Here is a 26,993-nt window from a genome sequence, read left to right as displayed (position 1 = left end):
TTGTTTGCTCAAGTTCTATGGGGCTTGCAGCGGCGCTAAAAACGCTCGCTATACTTATTGTTAGAAAAGCAGAAATCATTGTTATTATTTTTGTCATTAATGCATTACCCTAATTCGCACCAGTTAATTTAATCCAAGCTGACGAATGAGTCAAAGAGAATGCGAATAAAGGGTGGTTTTTGCTGTCTTTTTAGTCTTAGGTTCGCTTAAAAGTTCTATTCTTGGGCGTTCATCGCTGAATATCTCGCACACATATTGCTGCATATCGCTCAGACTTAATGCTTCTAGGGCAGTTAAAAGTTGCTGTTGCATGTTAAAATCACTGTCGCGATTACCTATGGCTAGCCATAAACGCTGTGAGCGAAGACGCAAATTTTTGTCTTTTTCTGCGATATGAGTCACTAAGCCTGCTTTTGTATCAAGCCATTGTTGCTCACTGATTTGTGAGATCTGTGTCACATAATTTTCAATAAATTGCTTATGACGTTTTAAAATTTCATCAGCGCTATGTTTAGGGGATTGCACATAAAAAGCGATACCAGCGCGGGTATTGAAAGGTGCGTAACCTGCACCTACCAAATAACCTAGCTGTTGCTTGGTTCTTAATTCATTGAAGTAATCTTGATTGATGAGGTGGTTCAACAACATCATTTTTACTTTTTCTTCAGTCGCATCGGTTTGAGCTTGGTAATAAAGAACCATCGCATGGTCATTACAATTTAAACAAAAGCGCTGCTGCGATACATCCGTAATAGTAGATAGAGGTCTGGTTAAATCAATAATGGTATTGCTGCCAGCGAGGTGCTCAGCGATTTGTTTTTGAAATTTCAATGCATCGCTACGCTGCCAATTACCATGCAAAAAAGACTCTACATGCAATGCTTTGAAAAACTCTTCTCTAAAGCAATTAAATTGATGAAAACTCGTATCTTTTAAAGCTTGTGCAAGTGCATTTGGTTCTGGGTTCCAAGGCATTATCTGTGCACCAAGGATACTAAATAATTCACCTACAGGTTTGTTTTGATTGCTGTTTCGCCAATGCCTAACTAGTTGCTTTTTATATTCTGCAAAGCGTTTTGCGCAGATCTCAACATTAAAGAGTGCTTCAAGTAATTCATTAACCAGCTCTAACTGACTCGATGAAAGGCCTGCAGTATGTAAGGTCAAACCGCCTTGGTGAGAGGTTAAATGATAACTAAGGCCAGCCAGTTCTGCTGGATAAAATTGTTCAGCGACACTGTCCATAAATAGGTCGGCAAACAAACGTGTGAGTGCCATATGCTTAACATCTTTTATCGCAAAGGAAGAGTCCATTGCTAAATAAAAATGCCCTTTTGCAACACGAAAGGTTGCATCTTGCTTAAACCAAAAATCAAAACCTTCTTGTTTTACAAGTAATTCTGGTGTTTTTGTTGGCGCGTCTAAGGGGAGTAACTCAACCTCTTTATTAAGGTAAGGATTCGCGCTTGGTAAGCACATTTTAGGCAGGGGGGTGTTTATTTCGCCGAGTGCTTCTAACCAGCAAGGAGAAATATCCTCAATTTTATAAGGCGTATTGTACCATGCTGTCGTATGCTCAGGTTCGACACCTGGGTGAATTAACACTAAGCGCATATTGTCTGGTGTAAGCCATTGCATAGCAATTTCATGGGCACACTGATTAAAGCCTTCCATAAGGTAGTCACCCTGAACATAGTTAGCTTCATCATAATGCTGCATGTTAATGCTTAAATTACTTACCCAATCAATTAAGCGTGCTTTTTCTTGATTATCAAAGGCGATTTGCAAAAGGTTCTTTTTATCTTGATAAAGACGCGGCAACTTATCGCAGTTTTGGTTAATTAAGCAGATATATTCAAACACCATTTCGACGATATCTTCATAGTATTCAATACCTTCATCTGTCAACGCCATGCTGATGTTAAAGTCTTTGAAATTACTGCCATTGATACCACCACCTGCAGAAAGCGCGTTGATCCAACCTTGCTCTTTCAAAATTGAATACAGCGACCCTTTGCCTTCATAGCCGAGTAAGTGAGCAATAAAGCTCACCGTTTTGTGACGATAAAAGTCATCAATGTTCGGCATTGCAAAACTTATAATTAGCTTTTGCATATGCTTGTGTGGCTCAATATGCAGCACTTTACCTAAGTCTTGTTTGCGATAAAGAGGCTGCTCAATGATCGCCTTACTTTTTTGCTGCCCTTTAATGGCGCTGAAATATTGGCTTACCCAGTCGCTCATCGTGGCAATATCTTCGTTACTGCAAATGACTAAAGTCATCCATTGTGCTTGGTAGTGGCGGTCAAAAAAGGCACGTAATTCATCGCTAATACAACCTTCACGATCTGCAAGTGTTTGTTGGTTACCAACCGAGAACTTAGCAAAAGGGTGAGCAGGATTAACGGTTTCTTTATGGGCTTGGTAAATACGACGGCCATCGTCTTTTATTTTTAATTTAAACTCTGCATCAATCGCATTTCGTTCTTTAGCAGTTTCGTTAGGGCTTAATAATGGCGCAATAAAAAAGCGACTAAATTGAGCCAGAGCTTCTGAAAATTGTTGGTTATTGATATCAAAGAAAAAGCAAGAATGCTCAGTGCCTGTCCATGCGTTGGTACTGCCACCTGATTGTGAAACAAAATTAGAAAACCCGCCTGACTCTGGGTACAGATCGGTACCTAAAAAAAGCATATGTTCTAAAAAGTGAGCGAGCCCTTGTCTATCAAGAGGATCGTCAAAGTGACCAGCGTTTATCGCCATAGAAGCCGCGGATTTTGTTGACTCAAGGTCTTGCACCAAGAGCACTTTTAGACCATTGTCCAGTGTTAGGGGCTGATATGTTCTGTTATCATTGCGGCTGATATTCAAAAGATGCTCCTGAAAGAATGCGTTAACTCGCTAACAACAGATGATAACTTCAGGAAGGCTAAAAATGGCACAGCAATGAAAATCTACCTGAATATCAATAAGCGGATGTTTAATGTATCTAGTGATGATATTCTAATATAGCTAACAATCAAGCAAACTGGCTACTGTTTTATATTCTTTAATCGGTTGATTTTTTATGAAAACAATCTTAATCATGCGCCATGGTGAAGCAACGCCAATGCAAGCAGATGATGCAGCAAGACAACTGACCGAAAATGGTCATCAAGAAGCCAGTAGAATGGGGCAATGGTTAGCAACACATTATAAACCAGATGCTCTGTTGGTGAGTCCTTACATTCGCGCTCAACAAACCGCTACTGATGCAACGCAAAATATTTCGTTACAATTTAATGAAACTTGTAGCGATATTACGCCAGATGGCGTGCCACAAGTTGCTGCTGATTATTTAGAAACCCTCATTGCCATGCACCCTCAGTGTAATACTTGGTTAGTGGTAGCGCACATGCCAATAGTCAGCTATTTAGTTGATCAGTTGAGTCCTGGCCACATGCCTATTTTCAATACTGGCGCAGTCGCCGTAATTGAATATGATGAGCACAATCAGCGCAGTTACTACCATAGTATTCACTCACCAAATAACGTCGAAATATAACAGTGGATTTGCTAAATTAGCGCCACTGTTAATTTTTTAAGTCCTTACTATGACAATTGAACGCTTACAAACGGGTGCGCGTATGAGCCGCATCGTTAAGCATAACGGCACTGTTTACTTGTGTGGCCAAGTGTGTGCTGATGCTGAAAAAGATATCACTGAACAAACTCAAACTATGCTTGATAAAGTTGAAGCCTTACTCATTGATGCGGGTAGTAGCAAAGAGCATATGTTAAGTGCCACTATTTATCTGAAAAGCATGGAATATTTTGCCAAGATGAACGCTGTTTGGGATGCATGGGTACCTCAAGGCCATGCACCTGCTCGCGCTTGTGTTGAGGCAAAAATGGCGCGCGATGCTCTGCTTGTAGAGATATCTGTTGTTGCAGCCGTTAAGTAACGAGCAGCGTATAGCGCAAATGATTGCTCGCTTTAATGAGCAATCAGGGCGCGCAGTTGTTCAATTACCAAGTTGGCATTTTTGCGACAATGAGCAAGATGCCAATGACTGCGCATTGCTGGTTTTAAAGGGTGTAAAACAAGCAACAACCCCTTCACTTTATTGGTTTAAAGCCAACAATGAAGCCCTTCCTGAAGTGGGTGATTTGGCCATTTTTACCAATTGGCAGGGGCAGCCCCTCGGCATTATTGAAACTGTCTCTGTAACCATTACCGCATTTAATCAAATAAGCGCAGATTATGCCGCGCTAGAAGGCGAGGGCGACAAAAGCCTTGAATATTGGCAACGCGTACATTGGGACTATTATCAGCGAGAATTAGCTGGCACAGGCTATCAATGTCACCCCGATATGCCTTTAGTGTGTGAACAGTTTAAGTTAATTTTTAAGGAGTGAGCATGAGTTCAAATCCTGTGGTTCTTATCACTGGCGGCGGACGAGGTATTGGTGCCGCGACAGCAAAGCTGTTTGCTAAACATGGCTATGATGTGTGTATTAATTATAAGTCAGATCAAGCAAGTGCAGAGCAGGTAGCCCAACAGCTAAAATCCCTCGGTGTGAATTCGTACTTATTACAAGCTGATATCGCAGATGAGCAGCAAGTAATCGCCATGTTCGCCAAACTCGATGGGCTGGTTGCGCGCTTAGACGTGTTAGTGAATAACGCGGCGATGATGATGCCGCAAATGCCGTTATTAGAGATGGATGCTAAGCGAATCAACGCTATTTTAAGTTGCAATGTCACAGGGGCATTTTTGTGTGCGCGAGAAGCAATTAAGCGCATGGATAAAGGCAGTATTGTGAATGTGTCATCGGGTGCGTCGCGAACCGGCTCGCCAAATGAATATTTAGACTATGCCGCATCTAAAGGAGCACTTGATACCTTCACTATTGGCCTTGCCAAAGAAGTAGCGAGTAAAGGCATTCGAGTTAATGCGGTAAGGCCTGGTCTTATTTATACCGATATGCATCGTGATGGTGGTGAAGCAAACCGCGTCGATCGTTTAAAATCTAAATTGCCGCTGGGGCGTGGTGGAGAAGCTGATGAGGTCGCTTCAGCGATTTACTTTTTGGCAAGTGAGCAAGCATCATTTACAACAGGCAGTTTTATAGATGTTTCAGGTGGTTTATAAAAACTAAAGTAAAATAGTTAACCAAACACTAAAGCTCACTACACTTAACACCGTTGAAAGCACAACGCTACTTGCCAGTGTCGCCTGATGTTGTTTAATTTGATTAGCAATTAAATAAGCGTTTACACCTAAAGGAGAGGCGCTTAAAAGAACAAGTACTTTCAGCAGAGATTGCTCCAAATTAAAAACATGGCTAGCAAAAAAGTATACAGCACAAGGTAAAACGGCAAGTTTGATGATGGTAGCAATAACGGAGGCTTGCCAGTTGTCTGCAACTTTATAGAACACCAAATTTGCCCCTAACACGAATAACGCACACGCAATGGCGGGTTTAGCAAGTAAGCTCAGGCCATTTGCTAAATCTTCAAAAAGTGTAAAACCAAATAGGTTAACAGCAAGGCCACTACTGATACTCAACACGACTGGGTTCAGTAGCATGTTTTTAGCAAACGCTCGCCAAGAGAATGTTTGCTGCGACTTAGCGCTGAGCAAAAAGGTGAGGGTAAACAATAATGCGCTGTGAAAAGTGATGATCATAAACACAATGCCGACCATTTGCTGCCCAAGAGCAGCAATAATAATAGGCAGACCTACCAGTACGGTATTTGAGTAACTACTGCCAAGAGCAAATACAGCATGACGCGATGGTGCAGATTGCGTTGCTATAAAATACCGGTCAATTACATAGCCAAGGGCATAAATAGCTAATACTGGAATATAAAAACTTAAAAAGCCGGCAACAGAAACACTATTTTTTAAATCGGCTTGTGCCATATTCAAAAATAGAAAAGCAGGCACGCTAATGTAAAAGGTAAACTTGCTTAACCCTGCTATGTGCTCTTTCGATAAAAACTTGCTACGCGAGCTAATGTAACCACTTAAAACGATAAAAATCAGTGGAAAAATAATCGAAAAAATATGCACATTAGGCCTTATGATAAGAAGACGTTAGCGTCTGAACTCATCACTTTGTGGAAGATTAATTAAAATAAGTACCGCACCTTTACCGCCAAACTCAAGAGGTGCTTGATGCATAGCAATTACATCAGGGTGTTGTACTAAATATTGTGGCACTTTGTGTTTGAGTATGCGCTCACCAATACCATGCACAATACAGGCACAATAGTAGTGCTGTTTTTTACACTCATGAATTAATCCAGCCAGCTCATCTTTGGCTAATTCTTTATTTAAGCCATGTAAATCAAGGGTTAAATCTGGTGGGTAATCTCCACGACGAAGTTGCTTTGCCAAAAAGCTATCATGACCTGGCTTGACATAACTGACAGTGCCATGAGTGTCGATGTCTGGTACATATTCATCAGAAAAGAAAAATTCTGCCTGATGTTGCTTTTTTTGCTGGGAAAATTGCTTCGCTTGTGACACTTTAGGCTTATTGGTGAATCGAATAGTGTCTTGTTTAAAGGCTTTGGCACCACTAATACTCTGACGAAATAAATCAATATCGTCAGGGCTAATGTGATTGTTGGCGTGGGGATCTTTTTTCATGGCGGCAGTCTAAACAAAAAAACGCTAAAAATCGAGTAAAAACCAACTGAAAAGACGGTACAATACGCGTCAGAATAGACTTTGAAAGTTAAGGAACATACATGAACCATTTCCAGATTGAAGATGCAATTTTAGACGAGGCAATTGCAGAACTTTCAACGTTGCACGATTGGTTACGTTGGACAACCAGTCAATTTGCCAGCAGTGGTATTTTCTTTGGGCACGGCACAGATAATGCGTGGGATGAAGCAGTTAGCTTATTATTACCCGCATTAAGTTTGCCTATCGACGCGCCAAAAGAGCTAATGCATGCGCGTTTAACCAGCACCGAGAAAAACCGTTTAGCTGAACTAATTGCAGAGCGTATTAATGATTGTACGCCAGTACCATACCTGACCAACATAGCATGGTTTGCAGGTATGCCGTTTTATGTTGATGAGCGCGTGTTAATTCCACGCTCGCCATTTGCAGAGCTAATTAACAACCGCTTTGCACCTTGGTTAGAAGAGCCAAGCTCAGTAACGCGCATTCTTGATTTATGTACCGGCTCTGCGTGTATCGCCATTGCACTTGCACAAGCATTTGAAGATGCTCAAGTTGATGCGGTTGATATTTCTTATGAAGCGCTCGAAGTTGCTGATATTAATATTAGCGATTACATGCTCAATGACCGCGTACTACCAATTCAATCAGACGTGTTTAGTGGCGTTCCGGGTCAAAAATATGATCTGATCGTAGCAAACCCACCTTATGTTGATGCTGAAGATATGGCTGATTTACCGCGTGAATTCCACCATGAACCAGAACTTGGTTTAGCATCGGGTCATGACGGCCTAGACGTAACGCGTACAATTTTAGCTGAAGCCGCTGAACATCTAACTGATAACGGTTTGTTATTTGTCGAAGTCGGCAACTCTATGGTACATATGGAAGCGTTATATCCAAATGCACCGTTTGAGTGGGTTGAGTTTGAGCAAGGTGGATTAGGTGTGTTTGTGATCAGCAAAGAGCAACTAGTTAAGTATTTTGCTGACTAACGGCAGATTTTAAAAGCCGAGCCTGAGGGCTCGGTCTCAGTAGTCATTAGGAATGAGGAAAGTTAATGGCAGGTAATAGCATTGGACAACTATTTAAAGTGTCCACCTTTGGTGAGAGCCACGGCGTTGCATTAGGCGGCGTTGTTGATGGTACACCAGCAGGCCTTGAAATTTGCGAGGCCGACTTACAAATTGATTTAGACCGTCGTAAACCGGGGCAAAGTCGTTATACAACGCAGCGCCGCGAAAGTGACGAAGTAAAAATTCTTTCAGGTGTATTCGAAGGTAAAACCACAGGCACTAGCATTGGTTTACTGATTGAAAACACCGATCAACGTTCAAAAGACTACGGCAAAATCGCTGAAGTGTTTCGTCCAGGTCATGGCGATTATACCTATTGGCATAAATACGGTATCCGTGATTACCGAGGGGGAGGTCGCTCTTCTGCCCGTGAAACGGCTATTCGTGTAGCGGCAGGTGCAATTGCTAAAAAATACTTAAAACAGTTTCATGGTATTGAAATTCGAGCATGTTTGAGCCAACTAGGACCAATCAAAGCAGAAGACTACAACTGGGATGAAGTAGAAAATAATGCATTTTTCTTTCCAGACACCAGCAAGCTAGAAGCGCTTGATGAGTACATGCGCGACCTAAAAAAACAAGGTGATTCGGTAGGCGCTAAAGTTAAAGTGGTTGCTAAAAATGTGCCTGTAGGCTTAGGTGAGCCAGTATTTGATCGCCTAGATGCAGAGCTTGCACACTCATTAATGAGCATTAATGCGGTAAAAGGCGTTGAAATTGGTGATGGCTTTGATGTGGTTGAGCAAAAAGGCTCTGAGCACCGTGATGAGTTAACTCCTGATGGTTTTACATCAAATCACGCGGGCGGTGTACTTGCGGGTATCTCAACAGGGCAAGATATCATTGCCTCTATCGCACTTAAGCCAACCTCAAGCATTACTATACCGGGCAACAGCATTAATACCAGCAACGAAGCGGTAGAGATGATCACCAAAGGACGCCATGACCCATGTGTGGGTATTCGTGCAATTCCTATTGCTGAGGCGATGATGGCGATTACCTTAATGGATCACTTATTGCGCCAACGTGGTCAAAACCCACATGTAAGCCACGAACATGGACCAATCAAAGGTTCGATTTAAGCGCAGTCTTAAATAAAGTAAAAGCAGTTAATGAGCGCGATGATTATCATCGCGCTTTTTTATGCCTGTTAGAATTTTAATAAAGGGAGTAGGCTGTGTTTGCTATCAGTCCACATTGCCAGCTCGCTATGTGGGTAGCGTTTAATAGGCGACAAATCACTGATAGATACACGATTTAAAAAAGCCTGATTATCAGTTAGCACCACCCAGTCTGAGCCTATGTCTGATGGGCTATGGCCTTGATAGCTAAACTTTAACATAGCCTTATTAAAGTGTTGGCTATGTGCCTGTAATACAGGCAGTAAGTCGATATGATTATTTGAAATATGCACAATCAATACGCCATTTTCATTGAGCCTTTGCCAATAAAGTGACATTGCTTCTTGGGTTAGCAAATGTGCAGGAATTACATCACTGGAAAATGCATCAATAATTAAAACATCAAATACTTCGTTCGCATTATTTTTTAGCGCAATACGACCATCCCCTAAGCTGACTGTGAGCTTGGCTTCACTGTTTTCTAAATATGAGAAATAACGCTTTGCCATCTCGTACACAGCAGGGTTTAACTCAAAAAAGTGAATACTATCCTGTTGGTCTGCAAACCGAGCTAAAACGCCTGCACCCAAACCAATCACGCCAATGTTTAGTGCGCTGTTTTGCTTTAGTATGGCAAGTGATTTAGCGACACCAGTATGCTGGTGGTAATAACTTTGCTCAAACTGTTGGTTTGGATTTAGTGGCTCTGAGCCATGAATCGTGGTGCCGTCAATTAAGCGCCTTTCTTTTATTGATTGAGTGTTTATATCTTTTACCGCTAAATAGCCATAAAAATTGCGGCTAGTGGCAATGTTATATTGGTTAAAGTTTACCGCTAAAAAACAATAGCATGCTAACCAAGTAACTGAGCTGGTCATGAGAGTGAATTTGAGCTGGTTTGTCTTTGTTTTAGCTTTTGTTTGGTAGTAACACACAAAACTAAAGATAACCGCTAATGTAAGTAAATACTCGTCAATCTGGACAAATAGCAATGGGGCAACGAGCGTACTGAAAAGCGAACCTAACACACCGCCAAGGGCGATATAAAAATAAAAAACGGTAAATTGCTCGTTTTCAGGGGCTTTGTTTCTCAGCTCACCATGACAGACCATACCGGCGGTTAATAGAATAAAGCTGTAAATTATAAGCTGGGCTAGGGCATTGAATAAGCTGCCAAAATAAAACATCAGCAGGCCTGTAAAAGCCGAAAATATAAACGCATATGCCCACACATGACGCTGATAATTTACTTTGTTGGCAAACGTGTAACTAAAGGTGAGCAAGTAAATTACAAGAGGTAACGACCAAAGTAATGGCATGGGTGGAATATTAGTGCTGATCATATGCGTGGTAGATACCAACATGGCCGAGCTTAAGGCACTTAATAACAGCCATTGACCTTTACCTTTTAATAGCGTGATATGCCTAGTCTGAATAGATGCTCTTGATAAATCGGGTGCTTTTTTTAGTAAAAATATTACAAGAAGTGCTAATAACAAGCAGTAGCTGATGAGTCCAAATAGCCAGTAAGTAGTTTGCTGCTCTAAAGAAAATAGTAATTCATAAACGAGTGGGTAGCTCATTAACGCCATTAAAGAACCCAAGTTTGAGATGGAATACCAATGGTAAGGCACCTGTGCTGAAGCAGTTTGCACATACCATCTTTGTAAAAGAACGCTGGTAGCGCTCAGTAGAATAAATATTGGACCAATTTCTATAAATAAATTAACAAACACCGCAAGCGTAGGCGGCCAATTTGTGAGATTTGGGGCTGCAAATTCTGTCACAACAATGAGTGTGGCAAAGCTGACTAAAACTATATGGGTGACTACCTGCAACTTAATATGAAAGCGACCCATACCATGCGCATAGAAATAGCCAATAAGTAACATGACTTGATAAAACACTAAACTTGCTGACCAGATAGAAGCACCACCACCAAATTGCGGTAGAAGTTGCTTTGAAAGCATCGGCTGAATTTGAAAAATTAAAAAAGCACTGATGAAAATAGTGAGCGTTGATAAATATTTATACATTGTTTTTATTACCTATTTTGAGATAGCAAAAACAATCCAATAGCCAGAGCAAAGTGACAATGGAGTAACGCTTGAGTTTCTCTTAAGAAAACCTTAATCTTTGATTCGTAAATATTTATTGGAGAAGTAAGTGGCGCGTTATCGAATCGGCAAATTTGCAATTGATGAGAGTCGATGTTTAATTTCATCGCAAGATTATGAGCAAATAGTCGAGCCAAAGGTCATGGATGTATTACATACCCTTTATTTAAATAAAGGTGAAGTTGTAAGCCAAGAAGTAATCTTTGCAAAAGTGTGGCCTAATGCTACCTACAACCCAAGTTCTGTACAGCGTTGTATCGCATTGCTACGAAAAGCACTCCAAGAAGATGCCAAAAATCCGCAGTATATAATTACACACCCTAAGCGCGGTTATAGCCTTGAAAAAGTAACACAGGGGCAAAGCAAAAAACTAAAATCGCAACATCTTGGGTTGCTGTTTGTTTTACTAGTAAGCCTTATCGCTATTGCGTGGCAACTAGTCCCTAAGCAACAAGATAATGCTCACTTTACCCAACTGATGCCACTCACTTCGAGTGAACTAAATGAAGCTAATTTGTCACTTTCACATAGTGGTAAGTACCTTTCTTTTGTTCGAGGTAATAAAGGAAGTCAGCAGATTTGGATTAAAGAGCTTGCGACTGAGCGAGAGGTGAGGCTAACTGAAGACGCAGCAAGCTACTACGCTTTGGGGTGGTCTAACTCCGATAATGCGATTGCGTTTGTGAAAAGCGCAGAGCAGAAACAATATCTGAACACATTAAGCATTGATTTATCGAAATTTCAGCCATTAGAACAAGCGACGGTGAGTGTTTTAAATGACACCGTTCTGACCAGTCACCATATCGATTGGCATGCTGATAAGCTGCTCTATTACATAGAAAAAGATAAACTAAACAACGATACTCGACTGGTTTCACTCAACTTAGAGTCTAAACAAAAGGCACATTTACTAGCCGCTACACAGCAAGATTGGTTACTCGTTAATGCGTTATCGAAAGACGGCCGTAAAGTCGCAATGGGGATTGAAGCGGGTCAAAACAAATACCGTATTGATGTACTCGACCTTGCCAGTAAAAAAATACAAACTATTGCTATCATAGAAAACGGTATTCAAGGGTTAAGTTGGCACCCGAACAATCAAGCGCTATTGATTAGTCAACGAAATCAGCTTATTAATCTAGAGCTAGATGGTGAGCTTCAGCTAATTTCATTTAATAATTATCAAATAATTCGTGATGCCCAGTACACACCAGACGCTGAAGCCATTTTGATGGAGTTAGTGAATGTTGATGTAGATATTGTTAGCCAAACACGCGCCACCCCTGACAAATTGACCAAACTCGTTGATACCTCATCAATCGACTTTCTACCCGTGTTTTCGCCAGACTCAACGAAATTTGTTTTTGAGTCACATCGTTTTGGATTAAAACAATTATTTTTATACGATAATGGCAAGCAAACGCGCATTTTTGCTAATCCTGATAACCATGAGTTATTTGGCATTGTTTGGAGCCAGGACGCACGACAGGTGTACACCGCAAGTAAAGATACATTGTTTAAAATTGATTTAAGCAGTGGCACTTATGAAACAATTCCTCACGGCAATCATTCTTTCTATTTGAGAGAAATGTATCACAATCAAGACGCGATTTTAGTTTCGTATCGAGCAGAGGATGGACAGACGTTTCATCCGGCTAAATTCGATTTAACAAGCCTAAAGTTGACACCATTCACAGGCTCAGGGAAACGTTTAAGCTGCTATGGCATGGATTTAGATGAGCAAGACCAGATCTATTTTTCAAATAGCAACGAAGTGTTTCGAGTTAATAGCCGAGGAGATATTGAGACTGTTTGGCAAGCAGCTAACAATGACATCATTGGTATATCTGTAAGCAACCAGCAATTAGCGGTCACTATGGAGCATGCTGATACTATTAATTTCCAGCGTATCGATTTGGCAACTGCCGCAACCGAAAGTTGGCAATTAACTCAACCTAAGCAACATATGCTGATCAACAGTGCCCATGATTTAACAGAGTTTTTATACCTTACAGAGCCTAATAGAACTCGTAAGTTAGTAAAGCTTCTTTAGCTTGATATGGTCTTTATGCCTTAATTATTTCCACAAGCTGTTTAATTTTTTCATGACTTAGCGGGTTGTGGGCATGATTACCGTAAAGCAGGACGATATCAATGACAGGCAGTATCGGAAGTGAGGTATCGCTGATTTCTTCCACACCTGATTGCATGCTGATTCGCGCCATACTGCCAATTGCCAGTCCCTGTTTAATCAAGCCATGTAACGCTCCCGCTGAGCCACAACAGGCAATAATATTAAAACGGCGTTCGGCCTTTAAAAGGCCTTCAATACTGGCTTGGTGAAACTTACAGTCTCGTTGAAACAAGGCGATAGGAAGTGGGGTTGAATCGTTAATCTCAAAAGCGGGGCTTTTCACCCACACGCCTTGGCTTGATTGTAATAAGTAACCTTCTTCGCTGTCTGGCGAGCGAGTGGCAATCACTAAATCGAGCATACCTTGGTCTAGCTTGGCTCTAAGCTCAGTACTTGGGGCGCAGCTTATTTGTAAATCTAGCGCATTAAACTGTTGATGTAAGGCACCAACAAGCTCTGGTAGTAAAGAGTGGGCATAGTCGTCAGGACAACCTATGCGTACGCGCATATTGCCTGTGCCTGCTTTTAATTGCTTAAACGCTTCATCACGAAGCGCTATCAATTGTTTTGCATAGCTTGCTAGCTGGTGGCCTTGATGAGTTAGCACCAGTTGACGACCTTGCTTTTCAAATAGGGGGCTTGCAATGTCTTGTTCAAGCTTTTTCATTTGCATACTTACCGCAGATTGGGTTCTGCAAATCTGTGCTGCAGCGCGGGTAAAACTGCCTGTATCAACAAAGGCACAAAAAGTCCTGAGGGCATCAATATCCATAATGTATCAACTTTACTTATAGGTAGCATAAAAACAATTGGCGAGTAATTACCCAATTGCTGTTTTATAGTGAGCCTAATCTAAACGTTAAAGGAAGCGCAATGCAATTATTTATTGGCAATAAAAATTACTCAACTTGGTCATTAAGAGCGTGGTATTTACTGAGTAAATTCAATATCTCTTTTACAGAGCAACAGTTGGTTTTAGATACGCCTGAGTTTTATGAAGCATTAAAAAGTAAGTTTCCAGTGCAAAAAGTGCCGGCACTTATTGATGCTGAGTTAATCGTGTGGGATTCACTCGCTATTTGTGAATATATCAATGATGCTTATCTAAATGGTGCAGCTTGGCCTAGTGAAATAGCCCAAAGAGCAAAAGCGCGCAGTCTAGCTGCCGAGATGCATTCTGGTTTTGCTGCACTTCGCAATGAAATGCCGATGAACATTCGCGCTAAAAGGCATGTTGAATTATCAGAGCAAGCTAAAAAAGATATCGCACGTATCGATGAGATTTTTTCGGCTCAGCAGCAGCGTTATCTTAATGCGTGGTTATTTGGCGAGTTTTCTATTGTTGATGCGATGTTTGCACCTGTGGTGTTGCGTTTTAAAACCTATCAGGTGGAGCTATCGAGTGCAGCACAAGCTTATTGCCAGTATGTGCTAGCATGCCCTGTGTTGCAAACCTGGATCAATCAAGCATTAAAAGAAACCGATATTGTTGTATGTGATGAGGCAGGAAAAGAGATTTCATAACATAATTACGGAGTATTTCATTAATACTTCGTTTGTCCCTACTTATATTGTGCTGGTTAAAATGTGTTATTTTTATACAAAATAACTAGTTCAATTCTAATCTCTTCCTTCTATAATAGAGTTGTTGCTCTTTAATTCAACACTTCTCATTCTCCCTTTTGTTGTAGGCACATTTATGGGCGTTTATGCTGCAAAGTTATTAAACAAAGATATGACTATTAACCGTTATGCTTGTCAGTTCAAGTCGAAACAGGTTGAGTTGTTGTTTATACAAAGTAAATTGGTGCAAGATAAAAAGCTTGCTCAATTTCTTGCATGTATAATCGCCGTTGTGACTATGCTCGTCACTTTTTTCGATAAGATGATTATTCAGCCAGATTTCTGGCCTGATATTGCTTTGATTGGCAGAACTATCACTGTATTTGTATGCGTTAGCGCTGCTTTTGGTATTAGTTTTGTAAAGTCACCGAAGCAGTTAATAAAGATGGTCATCGCCTTTATGATATTTATGTTTTTGAATATGCAATTTATGGTTATCACCTATGAGCGTCATTATATATTGCATATGTTTTTTGATGTCATTGTATTGATTACATTTTACTTCTCGACTTTGCTCTCTTTGAAACTATCAGCGCTATTAGGTGTGTTTTATAGCTGTTTGGCTATTTCCGTTATTTATTTTAATAAAGATATAAATTTGCATTCTTTTTATGTGGTTATTTTAGCTCACATAGCGGCTAATTTAGCGGGATCGATCATGGCTGCCCATGAACACATTATTCGTCGTGAGCTATTTGTACGTAATACGCAATTAGGTCAATTAGCTCAAGAAATGAAAAAGCAGGCCTTGAAAGATGCGCTTACACAGTTACCTAACCGCAGAGCGTTTGATAATACTTATGAGCATTACCAAAAACTCAGTAAAGAAAATCAATATAAATCAAAACAAGTATGCGTTGTTTTAGCTGATATTGATTACTTTAAACGTGTTAATGACACCCATGGGCACGAAGTTGGCGACGCTGTGCTAGAAAAGTTTTCAACATTCCTTACAAAGTCTTTGAGAGCTTCTGACGATGTTTATCGTTTTGGAGGAGAGGAGTTTGTAATTGTGTTGCCGCTTTGTTCTGTTGAAGATGCGACGATAATTGTCAATAAAATGATTGAAACACTGAATGCTGAGCCGTTACATCTAAATGATATGTCTTTATCAATAAGAGCAAGCTTTGGTTTGACAGTTATGCGTGAGGAGCTTCAAAAGTCTGTTATTGCTCGAGCTGATTCAGCGTTATACGAAGCCAAAGAGGCTGGTCGCAATCAACTGGTCGTTAAAATCTAGCGAGTCTGTCTAAATAAGTTGTTTTAGATTTCACTTTTATTTTTATTTTATACCTAGATAGGTATATTCAGCATGCAAGGAGCCGCAATATGCTACCAGGCCAACCTAAGGGCTTTAAAGTTTCAATTCGCGTCAGTGTGTTACTGGTGTTTGCCTTGGCAAGTTTATTAACAGGGATTGTGGCAATTAGTCTCCATTATTACTTTAGTGAAAAGTTTGTACTGCAGACAAAAACGGACCAATTTAAGCAGACCAGTCAACAAATAGCAGACCATATCTCGAGAATAAATCATCGGGTTGATAATACGCTCAGCGTAATGATCCATGATACTCGACTCTTTTCTGAAGATAGCAAGGATAAAGACACCTTGCGTAATGTGTTGATAGAGGTACTAAGTCGACATGCGGATTTTTACTCATTAATTCTTGCGCATCAAAATGGTGATATGCTGCAAGTAATTAATTTAAAAGGTGATGCAACCTTACCCGCTAGTTTTCAAGTCCGGCCTTTGGAGCGCTGGTTGATTTATAAAGTCTCCGGGCAAGGTGATGCTCGCAAAACCGTAAAGTTATTCTTGGATGAAAGCCTTTCGGTTATTAGAGTCAACGAAGAAAAAACTGACTATGATCCTCGTACCCGAAAGTGGTTTAAGGAGGCCTCTAGTGACTCAGTCTCAAAGTCTGAGCAGTATGTTTTTAATCTATTAGAAATGCCGGGCTATACCTATTCAATACAGTCAGCAGACACAGGTGATGTACTTGCACTTGATATAGCCAGCTCCAGTTTGAGCCACTTTCTTGTAGAGCAACAACTTAAAATGCAGTACTTAGTTTCTTCTGAAATGTATGTTTACCGGGGTGATGGCGAAATCATCGCAGCAAGTCGTAATCAAAGTCAGCAACGAACATTCGACGACTTATCTGCGCTTATTCGACTTGATGAGCAACAACCTGGGCTTGCCAATAAAAAGCAACAGTTCGGTAAAATGCTTGATGTGCACGAAAATGGTCAAGAAAAATATATGTTTGTAGTGCCATTGCCACTTAGTGGCGATATGCACTCTGATGAAGTGGATTACTTTACAGTGCTAGTTGCGAAAGAAGATGTGCTAGCAATTATTAAAGAGAAAATCAGAATCTCAATTTTAGTCACAGGGTTATGTTTATTGTTACTTTTGCCCGTATCGTGGTTTTTTGCATCTTCGATTGTTAATCCTATTTTGAAATTGGTGGGCGAAAATAAAAAAATCCAACAGCGTGATTACAATGAGGTTTCTACACTTTCGAGCCATATTCTAGAGATTCATTATTTAGCCAGTTCTATGGTTGATATGAGTCGCTCAATTGAGCAGCATGAAAACTCGCAAAAAGCGTTAATGGAATCTTTTATTGAGCTTATAGCGCAAGCAATTGATGATAAATCACCTTACACGGCAGGGCATTGTGAGCGGGTGCCAGAGCTCGGTATTTGGCTTGCTGATGCAGCATCAGATTCAAAGGATGAGGCGTTTTCTGAGTTTAGTTTTAAAACCCCAGATGAACGACGAGAGTTTCGTTTAGCAGCATGGTTGCATGACTGCGGTAAAATTACTACGCCAGAACATATTGTTGATAAAGGCACTAAGCTTGAAACAATTTACAACCGAATTCATGAAGTTCGTATGCGCTTTGAAGTACTGCTGCGAGATGCAAAACTAGACTACTACGAAAAACTGCTTGTAAACCCAGAACAAAAACAGCAGTTACAACAGCAATTAGACGCTGAGATTGAAAAGTTGCATGCAGATTTTAGCTTTATTGCGGCATGTAATGTCGGCGGAGAGTTTATGGATGAGTCGCAATTAAATCGTTTACATCAGATTGCCAGCATCAAGTGGTATCGTCACTTCGATGCTAGTCTTGGTTTATCGCCACTTGAAGAGTTGCGCATGGTAAACCTTAAAGATCAAACTTTGCCTGTTGAAGAATCACTATTGAGTGATAAACCAAGTGATTTAATTCCTCATGAAAAGGCCATTGATTACGAACCTGATTTAGGGATAAAAATGACAATCCCTGAGTATAAATACAATCTAGGTGAGATTTATAATTTATCTATTTCACGCGGTACGCTTACTGCTGAGGATAGGTTTAAAATTAATGAACATGTTATCAGTACTATTCGCATGCTTTCTAATGTTCCTTTTCCGAAAGAGCTTGCTCGGATCCCACGCTATGCCTCGACACATCATGAAACATTAAAAGGTACTGGATATCCTCGCCAATTAACTGCAAAAGATTTATCAATACCTGAACGAGTGTTAGTGCTGGCTGATATTTTTGAGGCTCTAACTGCGACAGATAGGCCGTATAAAAAAGCCAAACCTCTGAGTGTTGCCGTTGATATTTTAGCGAAGATGGTCGATGACGAGCATATTGATCGTGATGTATTTGAGCTATTTTTAACCTCAGGCATATACCTAAAATATGCAAAACAGTTTTTAGATGAGTCGCAAATCGATTCGGTCGATATTCAAAAATATCTAAGATAATTATTTGCTTATGCTTTAGGCTAATATTGCAGTGTTTTTGTTTGTAATACAAAGTTATTGGTGTATACATATTATACAAGCTAATATTATTTACGAACAAAGCATTGCAAGGAGATGCATAAGTGCTGGTATCTGCTTTTCAAAAACTCAAACAAAAAATTCGTTTTTCGATTCGTCTTACCGTTGTTGCTGTGTTCGTATTAGCAACCTCACTCACCGCGTTAATTGCCATCAGTTTGCAATATTATTTCAGTGAAAAAATGGCGTTAGAACCCAGTGTCAAAAACTTTAATTTAGCCACAGGCTCTGTCGCTGATTATCTGACCGGTGTGAACGAAAAATCTGAAAACACTTTAAGTGTGATGGTACAAAACGGTAGTCTTATCAGTGCCAACAATGAAGATAAAAGTGAACTGAGAAATGTCATGAGTGAAATCATGCAGCTCAATCCATTGTTTTATGCTTTATATGTGGGGTATGAAAATGGTGACTTTTACGAATTAATTAATTTAGAGAGTAGTGAAATAGTTCGCCAACAGCTGCAAGCCATCGAAGCTGATCGCTGGGTGGTGATCCATATTACCGATGAAGGGGCAGATCGAGTTCAGCACACTCATTATTTTGACCAGCAATTTAATTTACGCATCTCTCAAACAAAAGGTACCAGCTATGACCCCCGAGAGCGTTTGTGGTTTAAGCAAGCAAACTCTACCCGTGTCAATAAAACCAAACCATACTTCTTTACCCACCTGCAAGCACCAGGGCAAACCTATTCGATAAAGTCAGCAAGCGAAAATAGTGTGTTGGCGTTAGACGTTAGCTTATCGAGCATTTCAGAGTACCTAAGCAAACAGCAAAGTAAAATGAGCAGCCAGTATTTAAGTGAGCTGTATATTTATAATAAAGACGGTGAAATTGTCGCCTCTAACCAACAAAAGCATAGCTTACTTCTGCCAACGCTTGAAAAACTTCCTCTGACTGAGGCCCAGCAAAGTGTCTTGGCTAAGTACCCTTATTTAAGTGTTTCAAACGAAACTAATTGGCCGCCAATGGATTTTAGTGTTGGCGGTAACCCCAAAGGCTATAGCATTGATTACATTAATGGCTTGGCCAATATGCTCGGCATTAAAGTGACCTTTATCAATGGGTTTACTTGGTCTGAGTTTTTGAATCAATTTGCTAAAAAAGAAATAGATGTTATTCAGCCTATTTTTAAAACGCCTGCCAATGAGCCGCTTGGTATTATGAGCCAAACCATGGCAACCTTACCATTTAGTATTATTACTGCACATGGTACGCCCCCAGTTGTTAGCATGAAGCAGTTGGCGGGTAAGCAGCTTGCAATTGGCGAAGGTTGGTCGGTGATCAAAGTGATCAAAGAGCACTTTCCCGACATCGACATTGTTGAGCTGCCAAGTACAAAAGCGGTACTTGATGCGGTAAGCCAAGGGCGGGTCTTTGCAGGCCTAGATAACGAGGCGGTGTTTAAATACACCCAAAAGCAGTTTTTTATCGATGGGGTTCAATATAATCAGCTTGATAGTTACAGCCATGACCTTTTACCCGATACGCTGCATTTACTGTTTCACCCTGAGGATGCAGCGCTTAAAGATTTAATTGATATGGCAATAGAGCAACTGCCAGATTCGTATATTGCAGCACTTGAGCGTAAATGGTTAGGAAGCGACCCCAATCAGCAACCACAAGTGATTGGCACCGTGCCTTACCCTGAATTTTTAACCTTAATTAAAGATAAAACAAACTTTGCCCATTTACGTTTGATGACTCTTAATGGAGTTGAAAAGTACGTATATATCACCCCGCTTTCTGAGATGGGCGATAATAGCGATTTCCTAGCGATAGTGGTGCCCAAAGAAGGTGTATTAAGCTCTACTCGCGAGAAAATTAAGCTTTCTATTTTTATCACTGCCGCATGCTTAATTATGGTTTTACCGGTGTCGTGGTTTTTTGCCTCACCTATCGTTGCACCAATTAAGACCTTAGAGGGCGAAAACTTAAAGATTAAACGGCGTCAATTTGACCAAGTTTCTACGCTAAAAAGCAGTATTAAAGAAATTAACAACCTATCTCGCTCTATGGTGCAAATGAGTCAATCGATTCAGCAACATGAGCAAAAGCAAAAGGCCTTAATGGAGTCATTTATTGAGCTTATCGCACAGGCTATCGATGATAAGTCTCCCTATACAGCAGGGCACTGCGAACGGGTACCAGAGCTTGGCATTATGCTAGCCAAAGCAGCTTCAAACTCAAATGAACATGCTTTTAAAGAGTTTGCGTTTAAAAATAAAGACGAGCTAAGAGAATTTAGTCTCGCAGCGTGGCTACATGACTGCGGTAAAATTACCACGCCAGAGCATATCGTAGATAAAGGCACTAAGTTAGAAACAATATACAACCGTATACACGAAGTGCGTACACGTTTTGAAGTACTTTGGCGAGATGCAGAAATCGCTTATCTAAAAGCATTGCAAGCCACACCCGAAAAGCAGCCAGAGCTTGAGGCTGAACTTACTAAACGCCAAGCAGAGCTGCGGAGTGATTTTTCGTTTATCGCTACTTGTAATGTCGGGGGCGAGTTTATGGATGAAGCTAGCCTTGAGCGTTTAGAAGCGCTCAGCACTATTACTTGGCAGCGCTATTTTGACGATAAAATAGGCCTTTCACCAATCGAAGAGCTGCGAGTTCATAGCAATGATGAGCAACTCCCTGTAACTGAAAAGCTACTTTCTGATAAGCCTGAGCATTTGATTGCCCACGATAAACCAATTCACTATGATGAACGGTTAGGGATAAAAGTAGATATTCCAGAGTATAAATATAACTTAGGAGAGTTATATAACTTACAGGTTCAGCGCGGTACTTTAACAAGTGAAGACCGATTTAAAATTAATGAGCACATTATTAGTACTATACGTATGCTCGATAATGTGCCGTTTCCTGAAGAATTAGCCCGTGTGCCACGTTATGCCTCGACTCACCACGAAACTTTAAAAGGCACGGGGTATCCGCGTAAGTTGTCTGCGGATGATTTATCGATACCTGAACGCGTGTTGGTGCTTGCTGATATATTTGAAGCATTGACCGCAGCCGACAGACCCTACAAAAAAGCCAAGCCGCTGAGTGTTGCCATTGATATTTTAGCCAAGATGGTGGCCGATCAGCATGTTGATGAAGATGTATTCAAATTGTTCTTAACGTCAGGTATTTACCTTGAGTATGCAAAGCGCTATTTAAACCCAGAGCAAATTGATGATGTTGATATCGCAAAATACCTGTAACTGAGGGCGGTTGCTTTTACTTTAGGCTGAAAAGTCCGTACAATTCGCCTCGTTTTTAGTGACGCTTTTAACGAGACGAATTCAAGCCGTATGCATCAGATTGCTGACTTAATCACTATTTTTGAAAACACCTTTTATCAAAGTCATAATACACGTTTGATAAAAGGTGATGATGAACCTATTTACCTGCCTGCTGATGAGCAAACGCCTTATCATCAAATTGTATTTGCCCACGGTTTTTATGCCAGCGCCTTGCATGAGATTGCCCATTGGCTGGTGGCAGGAGAGGCACGCCGGTTAAAAGAAGATTATGGTTATTGGTATTGCCCAGATGGCCGTGATAAACACCAGCAAGCTGAATTTGAAGCGGTTGAAGTAAAACCGCAAGCCATTGAGTGGGCGCTCAGTACAGCTGCGGGTTTCGATTTTAATGTATCGGTTGATAATCTTAATGGCGAGCAAACCTGCCGATTTGACTTTCAAGCGCGGGTTCATCAGCAAGTATTGGATCTATTAGCATCTGGCTTTAATCAGCGCACAGAGGCGTTACTTAAAGCATTGAGCGATTTTTATAACACCCCATGGCCATTATCCGCTGCACAGTTTACGTGGCAGCGCGATTTTCATAGCAACCCAGGAGTTTTAGCTGATGCAGTTTAAATTAGGTTTGATTGTTAATCCGGTTGCCGGCTTAGGTGGCAGTGTGGCACTCAAGGGCAGTGATGGGGCAGATACCGCAGCAAAGGCAATGCAACTTGGCGCAGAGCCAAAAGCAAACTTACGCACCCGAGCGGCACTTGAGGTTCTGCTTGCACATCAAGATGAGTTAACCATTTACACTGTAAACGGTGAAATGGGTGAGCAAACGGCAAGCCAGCTTGGTTTTAATACTCACGTCATTTACCAAACAAATGAAATCACTACCCCTGATGATACAGAGCAGGCAGCCAAGCTATTGGTCGAGCAAGGTGTCGATCTTATTTTATTTGCTGGTGGTGACGGCACTGCTCGCAACATTTGTCACGCAGTTGGTGATAGCACACCTGTGTTGGGTATTCCTGCTGGCTGTAAAATACACTCTGGTGTTTATGCGATTACTCCAAAGGCAGCAGGTCGCGTTGTCGAAATGTTAGTAAAAGGTGAGCTTGTAAGCCTTGGTGATGCAGATGTGATGGATATCGACGAAGAGGCATTTCGCGAAGGCACGGTAAAAGCTAAGCGCTATGGTGAAATGCAAGTACCTAGTGAAGTGCGTTATGTGCAAGCAGTTAAAAATGGCGGCAAAGAAACGGATGAATTAGTCCTTGCTGATATTGCGGCTTATGTTGTTAGTGAAATGGATGAAGACTGTTTATATGTGATGGGCAGTGGTTCAACCGTGGCTGCAATAATGGAAGAAATGGGCCTTGAAAATACCTTGTTAGGTGTTGATTTAGTGGCTGATCAAGAACTCGTTGCACAGGATTTAACGGCTCAGCAATTACTTGAGCTTACCGAAGGTAAAGCGACTAAATTAGTGATTACCTTAATTGGTGGCCAAGGCCATATATTTGGCAGAGGAAATCAGCAATTAAGCCCTGCACTTATTCGTGCTATTGGTCGTGACAATATTATTGTAGTGGCGACTAAAACTAAATTACAGGCCCTAAATGGCCGACCGCTGATTGCCGATACCGGCGATAGTGAGTTAGACGATGAATTAAGTGGTTATATACGCGTAACCACCGGTTTTAATGACCATATTATGTATGCAGTGGGTCATCAAGATGGGCTGCACCCAGAGGAGAAGTAACAATGAGTTTAGTAAGTTATATTGATGCAGCGCAGCAATATTTTGATGATTTAGTTGATAAAGCGACTGACGACGAACTGTTTGCGGGCGGCTATTTACGTGGTCACTTTGACTTAGCGGTAGGTTATGCACAAGTAGAAGAATTAAACTTGTCAATTGAGGAGCTTAACAATCAAGTAGAATCAAGCTTAGTTAAAGCTTACCGCAATGGTGAGCTAAACGAAGAAGATAAAGAGCTTGTTGTGCGTCTGTGGGATGAAGTTAAAGCGCTAGCAGCTTAACTTAGTATCTAAACCAAATTTATAAAGCGACCTGTGTCGCTTTTTTTACAGCTAGACCTTAGCTTTATCAGTAAAGCTATTAACTTAAAATTTACCTTATTACTTAGATACGTTAAGGTTAACGAGAATTTTTTCTAGGGAATTTGAAAATGAATAACAATAATGATGTGCAAGCACAAAGCGGTGCGATAGCACGTTTTCTAAATACGATTGAAAGGGTGGGTAATAAACTGCCCGATCCGGCGATTATCTTCTTAGTCGCTATGCTATTAATTTGGTTTTTATCTTGGCTCTTTTCGGGCACCACATTTGACGCTATAGACCCACGCACAGGCGAAGCCATAGTTGTAAATAACTTACTTGCGGGTGATTCATTAGCCACCTTCTTATCGTCGATGGTGAAAACATTTACCAGCTTCGCCCCGCTTGGTGTGGTACTCGTTGCTATGTTAGGTGTCGGGGTTGCTGAGCATTCAGGCTTCATCAACACTGGCCTCAAATTAATGTTAAAAGTAACGCCAAAACAGCTTTTAACGCCTTCTATTATTTTAGTGGCGATTGTCAGTCATACCGCCACTGATGCCGGTTATGTATTAGTTATCCCATTGGCTGGGGTTATTTTCTATGCGATGGGTCGTCACCCGCTTGCCGGTATTGCAGCAGCGTTTGCTGGGGTAAGTGGTGGCTTTAGCGCAAACTTTATTCCATCAGGCATTGACCCGTTACTACAAAGCTTTACGCAAAGTGCGGCGCAAATTATTAACCCAGATATGGCGATTAACCCGCTTAATAACTGGTTTTTCACCTCGGCTTCGAGCCTATTTATTATCTTATTAGGCTGGTATATCACAGATAAAATCATCGAGCCGCGTTTACAAAACACGCCACTTGATGGTGACACACAAGATTTACCTGCCTTTGATGAAGCGCGCAGTGACGAAAAACGAGCGTTTTATATTGCAAGCACAGTGATGATTGCAGGCCTTGCTTTACTTTGGTTTGTTTCGGCCCCAGCCGATTCAGCCATGCGAAGCAGCGATGGCTCATTAACTAACTTCCGCTCACCGTTAATGCAATCAATTGTACCGCTTATTTTCTTACTGTTTTGGATCCCAGGCGCCGTCTACGGTTTTGCAGTGGGTACCTTCAAAAGTTCTAAAGATATGATAGATGCCATGAGTAAAGCTATGAGCGGTATGGCTTACTATATTGTTATGGCGTTCTTCTGTGCGTTATTTATTGCCGCATTTAGTAAATCAAACCTTGGCGCATTACTTGCGATTGAAGGTGCAGAGCTACTTAAAGCAATGGCACTGCCAAGCTCAGTCACTGTGGTAGGTATTATCTTTTTAACGGCGTTTGTGAACCTATTTGTTGGCTCAAGCTCAGCAAAATGGGCGCTGTTAGGGCCAATCTTTGTTCCAATGCTGATGCAACTGGGCATTTCACCTGATTTAACGCAAGCTGCGTATCGTGTAGGTGACTCAAGCTCGAATATCATCACGCCACTGATGCCATACTTCCCACTGGTTGTAGTGTACTGCCAAAAGTATGTTAAAGGCACAGGTATCGGCACATTAATTGCGATGATGTTACCGTATTCAATCGCCTTCTTAATCGGCTGGAGCATCTTCTTACTCGCGTACTGGGGCTTAGGTATCCCACTAGGTCTACAATCAAGCTACGCATACCCAGCCATTGGTTCATAATGATTAAGTTTTAAAGCCTCAGCAATCCAGCTTGAGGCTTTAAAATATTGTTGATTTTGTTCGAAGCTTCATTAAATAGGGAGATAAAATGGGGGTTTTAGAGAGTTTTTTTGTTGGTACTCTATCTACAATAATTGGTGGTGTTTTCTTAGCTGTTTTCTTTTTTTGGGTTCGTGAAAAATGCTTTGGCTTAGAAAATATATCTGGTAAGTGGTATTTTGATATGACCACTGAAAAAACAGCATATAAACCTTACGAAAATATGGTTCTGCAATATGTGGCTGTTATTTGGAGAGAAGGAAATCACTTGTATGGAACAGTGGAAAAGATATATGAAATTTCTTCTACTGGAGAGAGGGCGTATGTTGGTGAACATAGGTCAAGAGGAAGTCTAACAGGTGTTTACGAAAAAAATTACTTTAGCAAAGACCTTGTTCATATCCATGTTAATGAGCGTGGCAAAGGTCGTGAATCAACAAACTTTTTTACTCTAAAAGTTAATAAGAGTATTCTCAAAGGGACGTTTAATTCTTTTGTAGCTGATCAAGAAGGACTTTCAGTTTGGCAACGAATACCATTTTAAGAATCTTGTATCTGATAATATCTTTGCCTTTCCTTTTAATTTCTTTTCTGTTTTATATTTTAAACATACGTAAAACAAGAGAATATTTTAACCTTTGTTTAGAAGTAGCGAATATTAGACACCAAAACTTTGATGAGCGTTTAATCCATTGTTTATACTTAGGAGAAGATAAGCGAAATAACATCCATTATGGAGTAGATTTTTATGGGATTATTAGGGCCCTTTTCAGTACTTTTAGAGGAAATATTCAAGGTGCTAGTACGATTGAGCAGCAATTTGTTCGAACTGTAACTGGTCGCTATGATAAAAACGTCTCTCGAAAGATTGAAGAACAAATAATAGCTTTGCTGGTGAGTATTAAGCTGAGTAAAAAAGTAATAGCAGAAAGTTATTTATCAATGGCATTTTTTGGTACTTCAATGAATGGCTATATTGCTCTTTGCTGTAATCTTAAGCCTCAAATATATGATTTAGAATTTTATGCAAAAGTTATTGCACGCTTGAAGTACCCTCAACCTAGTAAAGTAGATACTTATTGGAAGAAAAAAGTTGAAAGAAGATCCTTGTGGATTATTAAACAATATAAATCTATAGAACAGGCTGAAAGTAAATTGTTGTACGATTAATTATAAAAAAACCCTTGTCATTCGAATGACAAGGGTTTTTATTTCTTACAGCTTACAGCTTACAGCTTACAGCTTACAGCTTACAGCTTACAGCTTACAGCTTACAGCTTACAGCTTACAGCTTACAGCTTACAGCTTACAGCTTACAGCTTACAGCTTACAGCTTACAGCTTACAGC

At 40.7% G+C, this 26,993-nt stretch carries 21 protein-coding genes and 1 pseudogene; 17 read left to right on the top strand and 5 right to left on the bottom strand.

Going from position 1 to position 26,993, the window contains the following annotated elements:
- Nucleotides 1–150: 150 nt before the first annotated feature.
- On the bottom strand, nt 151–2,871 hold the full coding sequence (locus L1264_RS00110; RefSeq protein ID WP_199527867.1) for an insulinase family protein: 2,721 nt from the start codon (nt 2,869–2,871) through the stop codon (nt 151–153).
- Nucleotides 2,872–3,067: 196 nt separating this feature from the next.
- Here L1264_RS00110 and sixA point away from each other — a divergent pair, with 196 nt between their 5' ends.
- Genes sixA through L1264_RS00090 form a run of 4 tightly spaced genes read left to right on the top strand, consistent with a single transcriptional unit; the run spans nt 3,068 to nt 5,135 of the window.
- Entirely contained in the window at nt 3,068–3,544 is a 477-nt protein-coding gene (gene sixA, locus L1264_RS00105) for a phosphohistidine phosphatase SixA (RefSeq protein ID WP_135923930.1), read from the top strand.
- A 49-nt stretch (nt 3,545–3,593) separates the two neighbouring features.
- Nucleotides 3,594–3,944 carry a RidA family protein gene (locus L1264_RS00100; RefSeq protein ID WP_199527866.1) on the top strand — a complete coding sequence of 117 codons (351 nt, stop codon included), beginning with the start codon at nt 3,594–3,596 and terminating at the stop codon, nt 3,942–3,944.
- Nucleotides 3,928–4,398, top strand: a complete 471-nt coding sequence (locus L1264_RS00095) for an ASCH domain-containing protein (protein ID WP_199527865.1) — start codon at nt 3,928–3,930, stop codon at nt 4,396–4,398. The genes L1264_RS00100 and L1264_RS00095 overlap by 17 nt, the downstream gene beginning before the upstream one ends.
- 2 nt (nt 4,399–4,400) lie before the next feature.
- Complete coding sequence (locus tag L1264_RS00090; RefSeq protein WP_135923933.1) at nt 4,401–5,135, top strand: SDR family oxidoreductase; 735 nt, start codon at nt 4,401–4,403, stop codon at nt 5,133–5,135.
- A 3-nt stretch (nt 5,136–5,138) separates the two neighbouring features.
- Here L1264_RS00090 and L1264_RS00085 read toward each other — a convergent pair whose 3' ends face one another.
- Both L1264_RS00085 and smrB read right to left on the bottom strand, forming a co-directional pair.
- The gene (locus L1264_RS00085) at nt 5,139–6,059 is read right to left on the bottom strand and encodes an AEC family transporter (RefSeq protein ID WP_199527864.1); all 921 of its coding nucleotides are present in this window, start codon (nt 6,057–6,059) and stop codon (nt 5,139–5,141) included.
- 24 nt (nt 6,060–6,083) lie between these two features.
- The gene (gene smrB, locus L1264_RS00080) at nt 6,084–6,641 is read right to left on the bottom strand and encodes an endonuclease SmrB (RefSeq protein WP_199527863.1); all 558 of its coding nucleotides are present in this window, start codon (nt 6,639–6,641) and stop codon (nt 6,084–6,086) included.
- A gap of 101 nt (nt 6,642–6,742) precedes the next feature.
- Between smrB and prmB the strand changes: the two genes are divergently transcribed.
- Together prmB and aroC are read left to right on the top strand one after the other, a co-directional pair.
- The gene (gene prmB, locus L1264_RS00075) at nt 6,743–7,678 is read left to right on the top strand and encodes a 50S ribosomal protein L3 N(5)-glutamine methyltransferase (protein WP_135923936.1); all 936 of its coding nucleotides are present in this window, start codon (nt 6,743–6,745) and stop codon (nt 7,676–7,678) included.
- A gap of 65 nt (nt 7,679–7,743) precedes the next feature.
- Complete coding sequence (gene aroC, locus L1264_RS00070; protein WP_135923937.1) at nt 7,744–8,841, top strand: chorismate synthase; 1,098 nt, start codon at nt 7,744–7,746, stop codon at nt 8,839–8,841.
- A 68-nt stretch (nt 8,842–8,909) separates the two neighbouring features.
- Here aroC and L1264_RS00065 read toward each other — a convergent pair whose 3' ends face one another.
- A complete protein-coding gene (locus L1264_RS00065) occupies nt 8,910–10,916 on the bottom strand; it encodes a fused MFS/spermidine synthase (RefSeq protein WP_199527862.1) in 2,007 nt (668 codons plus the stop codon).
- 130 nt (nt 10,917–11,046) lie between these two features.
- On the opposite strand from L1264_RS00065, the gene L1264_RS00060 reads away from it, so the two are divergent.
- On the top strand, nt 11,047–13,050 hold the full coding sequence (locus L1264_RS00060) for a winged helix-turn-helix domain-containing protein (protein WP_199527861.1): 2,004 nt from the start codon (nt 11,047–11,049) through the stop codon (nt 13,048–13,050).
- A gap of 13 nt (nt 13,051–13,063) precedes the next feature.
- On the opposite strand, the gene L1264_RS00055 is transcribed toward L1264_RS00060, so the two are convergent.
- Nucleotides 13,064–13,903: a LysR family transcriptional regulator gene (locus tag L1264_RS00055; RefSeq protein WP_199527860.1), complete on the bottom strand. Its 840-nt coding sequence runs from the start codon at nt 13,901–13,903 to the stop codon at nt 13,064–13,066.
- Nucleotides 13,904–14,004: 101 nt separating this feature from the next.
- On the opposite strand from L1264_RS00055, the gene L1264_RS00050 reads away from it, so the two are divergent.
- From L1264_RS00050 to L1264_RS00005, 10 genes and pseudogenes are all read left to right on the top strand, one after another.
- The gene (locus L1264_RS00050) at nt 14,005–14,655 is read left to right on the top strand and encodes a glutathione S-transferase family protein (protein ID WP_235403558.1); all 651 of its coding nucleotides are present in this window, start codon (nt 14,005–14,007) and stop codon (nt 14,653–14,655) included.
- A 175-nt stretch (nt 14,656–14,830) separates the two neighbouring features.
- The gene (locus L1264_RS00045; protein WP_135923942.1) at nt 14,831–15,994 is read left to right on the top strand and encodes a GGDEF domain-containing protein; all 1,164 of its coding nucleotides are present in this window, start codon (nt 14,831–14,833) and stop codon (nt 15,992–15,994) included.
- 938 nt (nt 15,995–16,932) lie between these two features.
- A pseudogene (locus L1264_RS00040) lies at nt 16,933–18,525 on the top strand (HD-GYP domain-containing protein); the annotation flags it as partial.
- A 122-nt stretch (nt 18,526–18,647) separates the two neighbouring features.
- Nucleotides 18,648–21,824: an HD domain-containing phosphohydrolase gene (locus L1264_RS00035; RefSeq protein ID WP_235403557.1), complete on the top strand. Its 3,177-nt coding sequence runs from the start codon at nt 18,648–18,650 to the stop codon at nt 21,822–21,824.
- A 90-nt stretch (nt 21,825–21,914) separates the two neighbouring features.
- Nucleotides 21,915–22,484, top strand: coding sequence for an elongation factor P hydroxylase (locus tag L1264_RS00030; RefSeq protein WP_135923945.1), 570 nt, complete (start codon nt 21,915–21,917; stop codon nt 22,482–22,484).
- Nucleotides 22,474–23,616, top strand: a complete 1,143-nt coding sequence (locus L1264_RS00025) for an ATP-NAD kinase family protein (protein ID WP_135923946.1) — start codon at nt 22,474–22,476, stop codon at nt 23,614–23,616. Before L1264_RS00030 ends, L1264_RS00025 begins: the two co-directional genes overlap by 11 nt.
- Before the next feature lie 2 nt (nt 23,617–23,618).
- Nucleotides 23,619–23,897 carry a YfcL family protein gene (locus L1264_RS00020; protein WP_135923947.1) on the top strand — a complete coding sequence of 93 codons (279 nt, stop codon included), beginning with the start codon at nt 23,619–23,621 and terminating at the stop codon, nt 23,895–23,897.
- Nucleotides 23,898–24,046: 149 nt separating this feature from the next.
- The gene (locus tag L1264_RS00015) at nt 24,047–25,606 is read left to right on the top strand and encodes an AbgT family transporter (RefSeq protein WP_135923948.1); all 1,560 of its coding nucleotides are present in this window, start codon (nt 24,047–24,049) and stop codon (nt 25,604–25,606) included.
- A gap of 88 nt (nt 25,607–25,694) precedes the next feature.
- The gene (locus tag L1264_RS00010) at nt 25,695–26,189 is read left to right on the top strand and encodes a hypothetical protein (RefSeq protein ID WP_199527856.1); all 495 of its coding nucleotides are present in this window, start codon (nt 25,695–25,697) and stop codon (nt 26,187–26,189) included.
- On the top strand, nt 26,168–26,815 hold the full coding sequence (locus tag L1264_RS00005; protein WP_199527855.1) for a transglycosylase domain-containing protein: 648 nt from the start codon (nt 26,168–26,170) through the stop codon (nt 26,813–26,815). The genes L1264_RS00010 and L1264_RS00005 overlap by 22 nt, the downstream gene beginning before the upstream one ends.
- Nucleotides 26,816–26,993 lie beyond the last annotated feature (178 nt).

The sequence above is a fragment of the Pseudoalteromonas sp. APAL1 genome, assembly GCF_021532475.1.
Lineage (GTDB): Bacteria > Pseudomonadota > Gammaproteobacteria > Enterobacterales > Alteromonadaceae > Pseudoalteromonas > Pseudoalteromonas lipolytica_C.
This window is presented reverse-complemented; position numbering and strand designations above follow the sequence as displayed.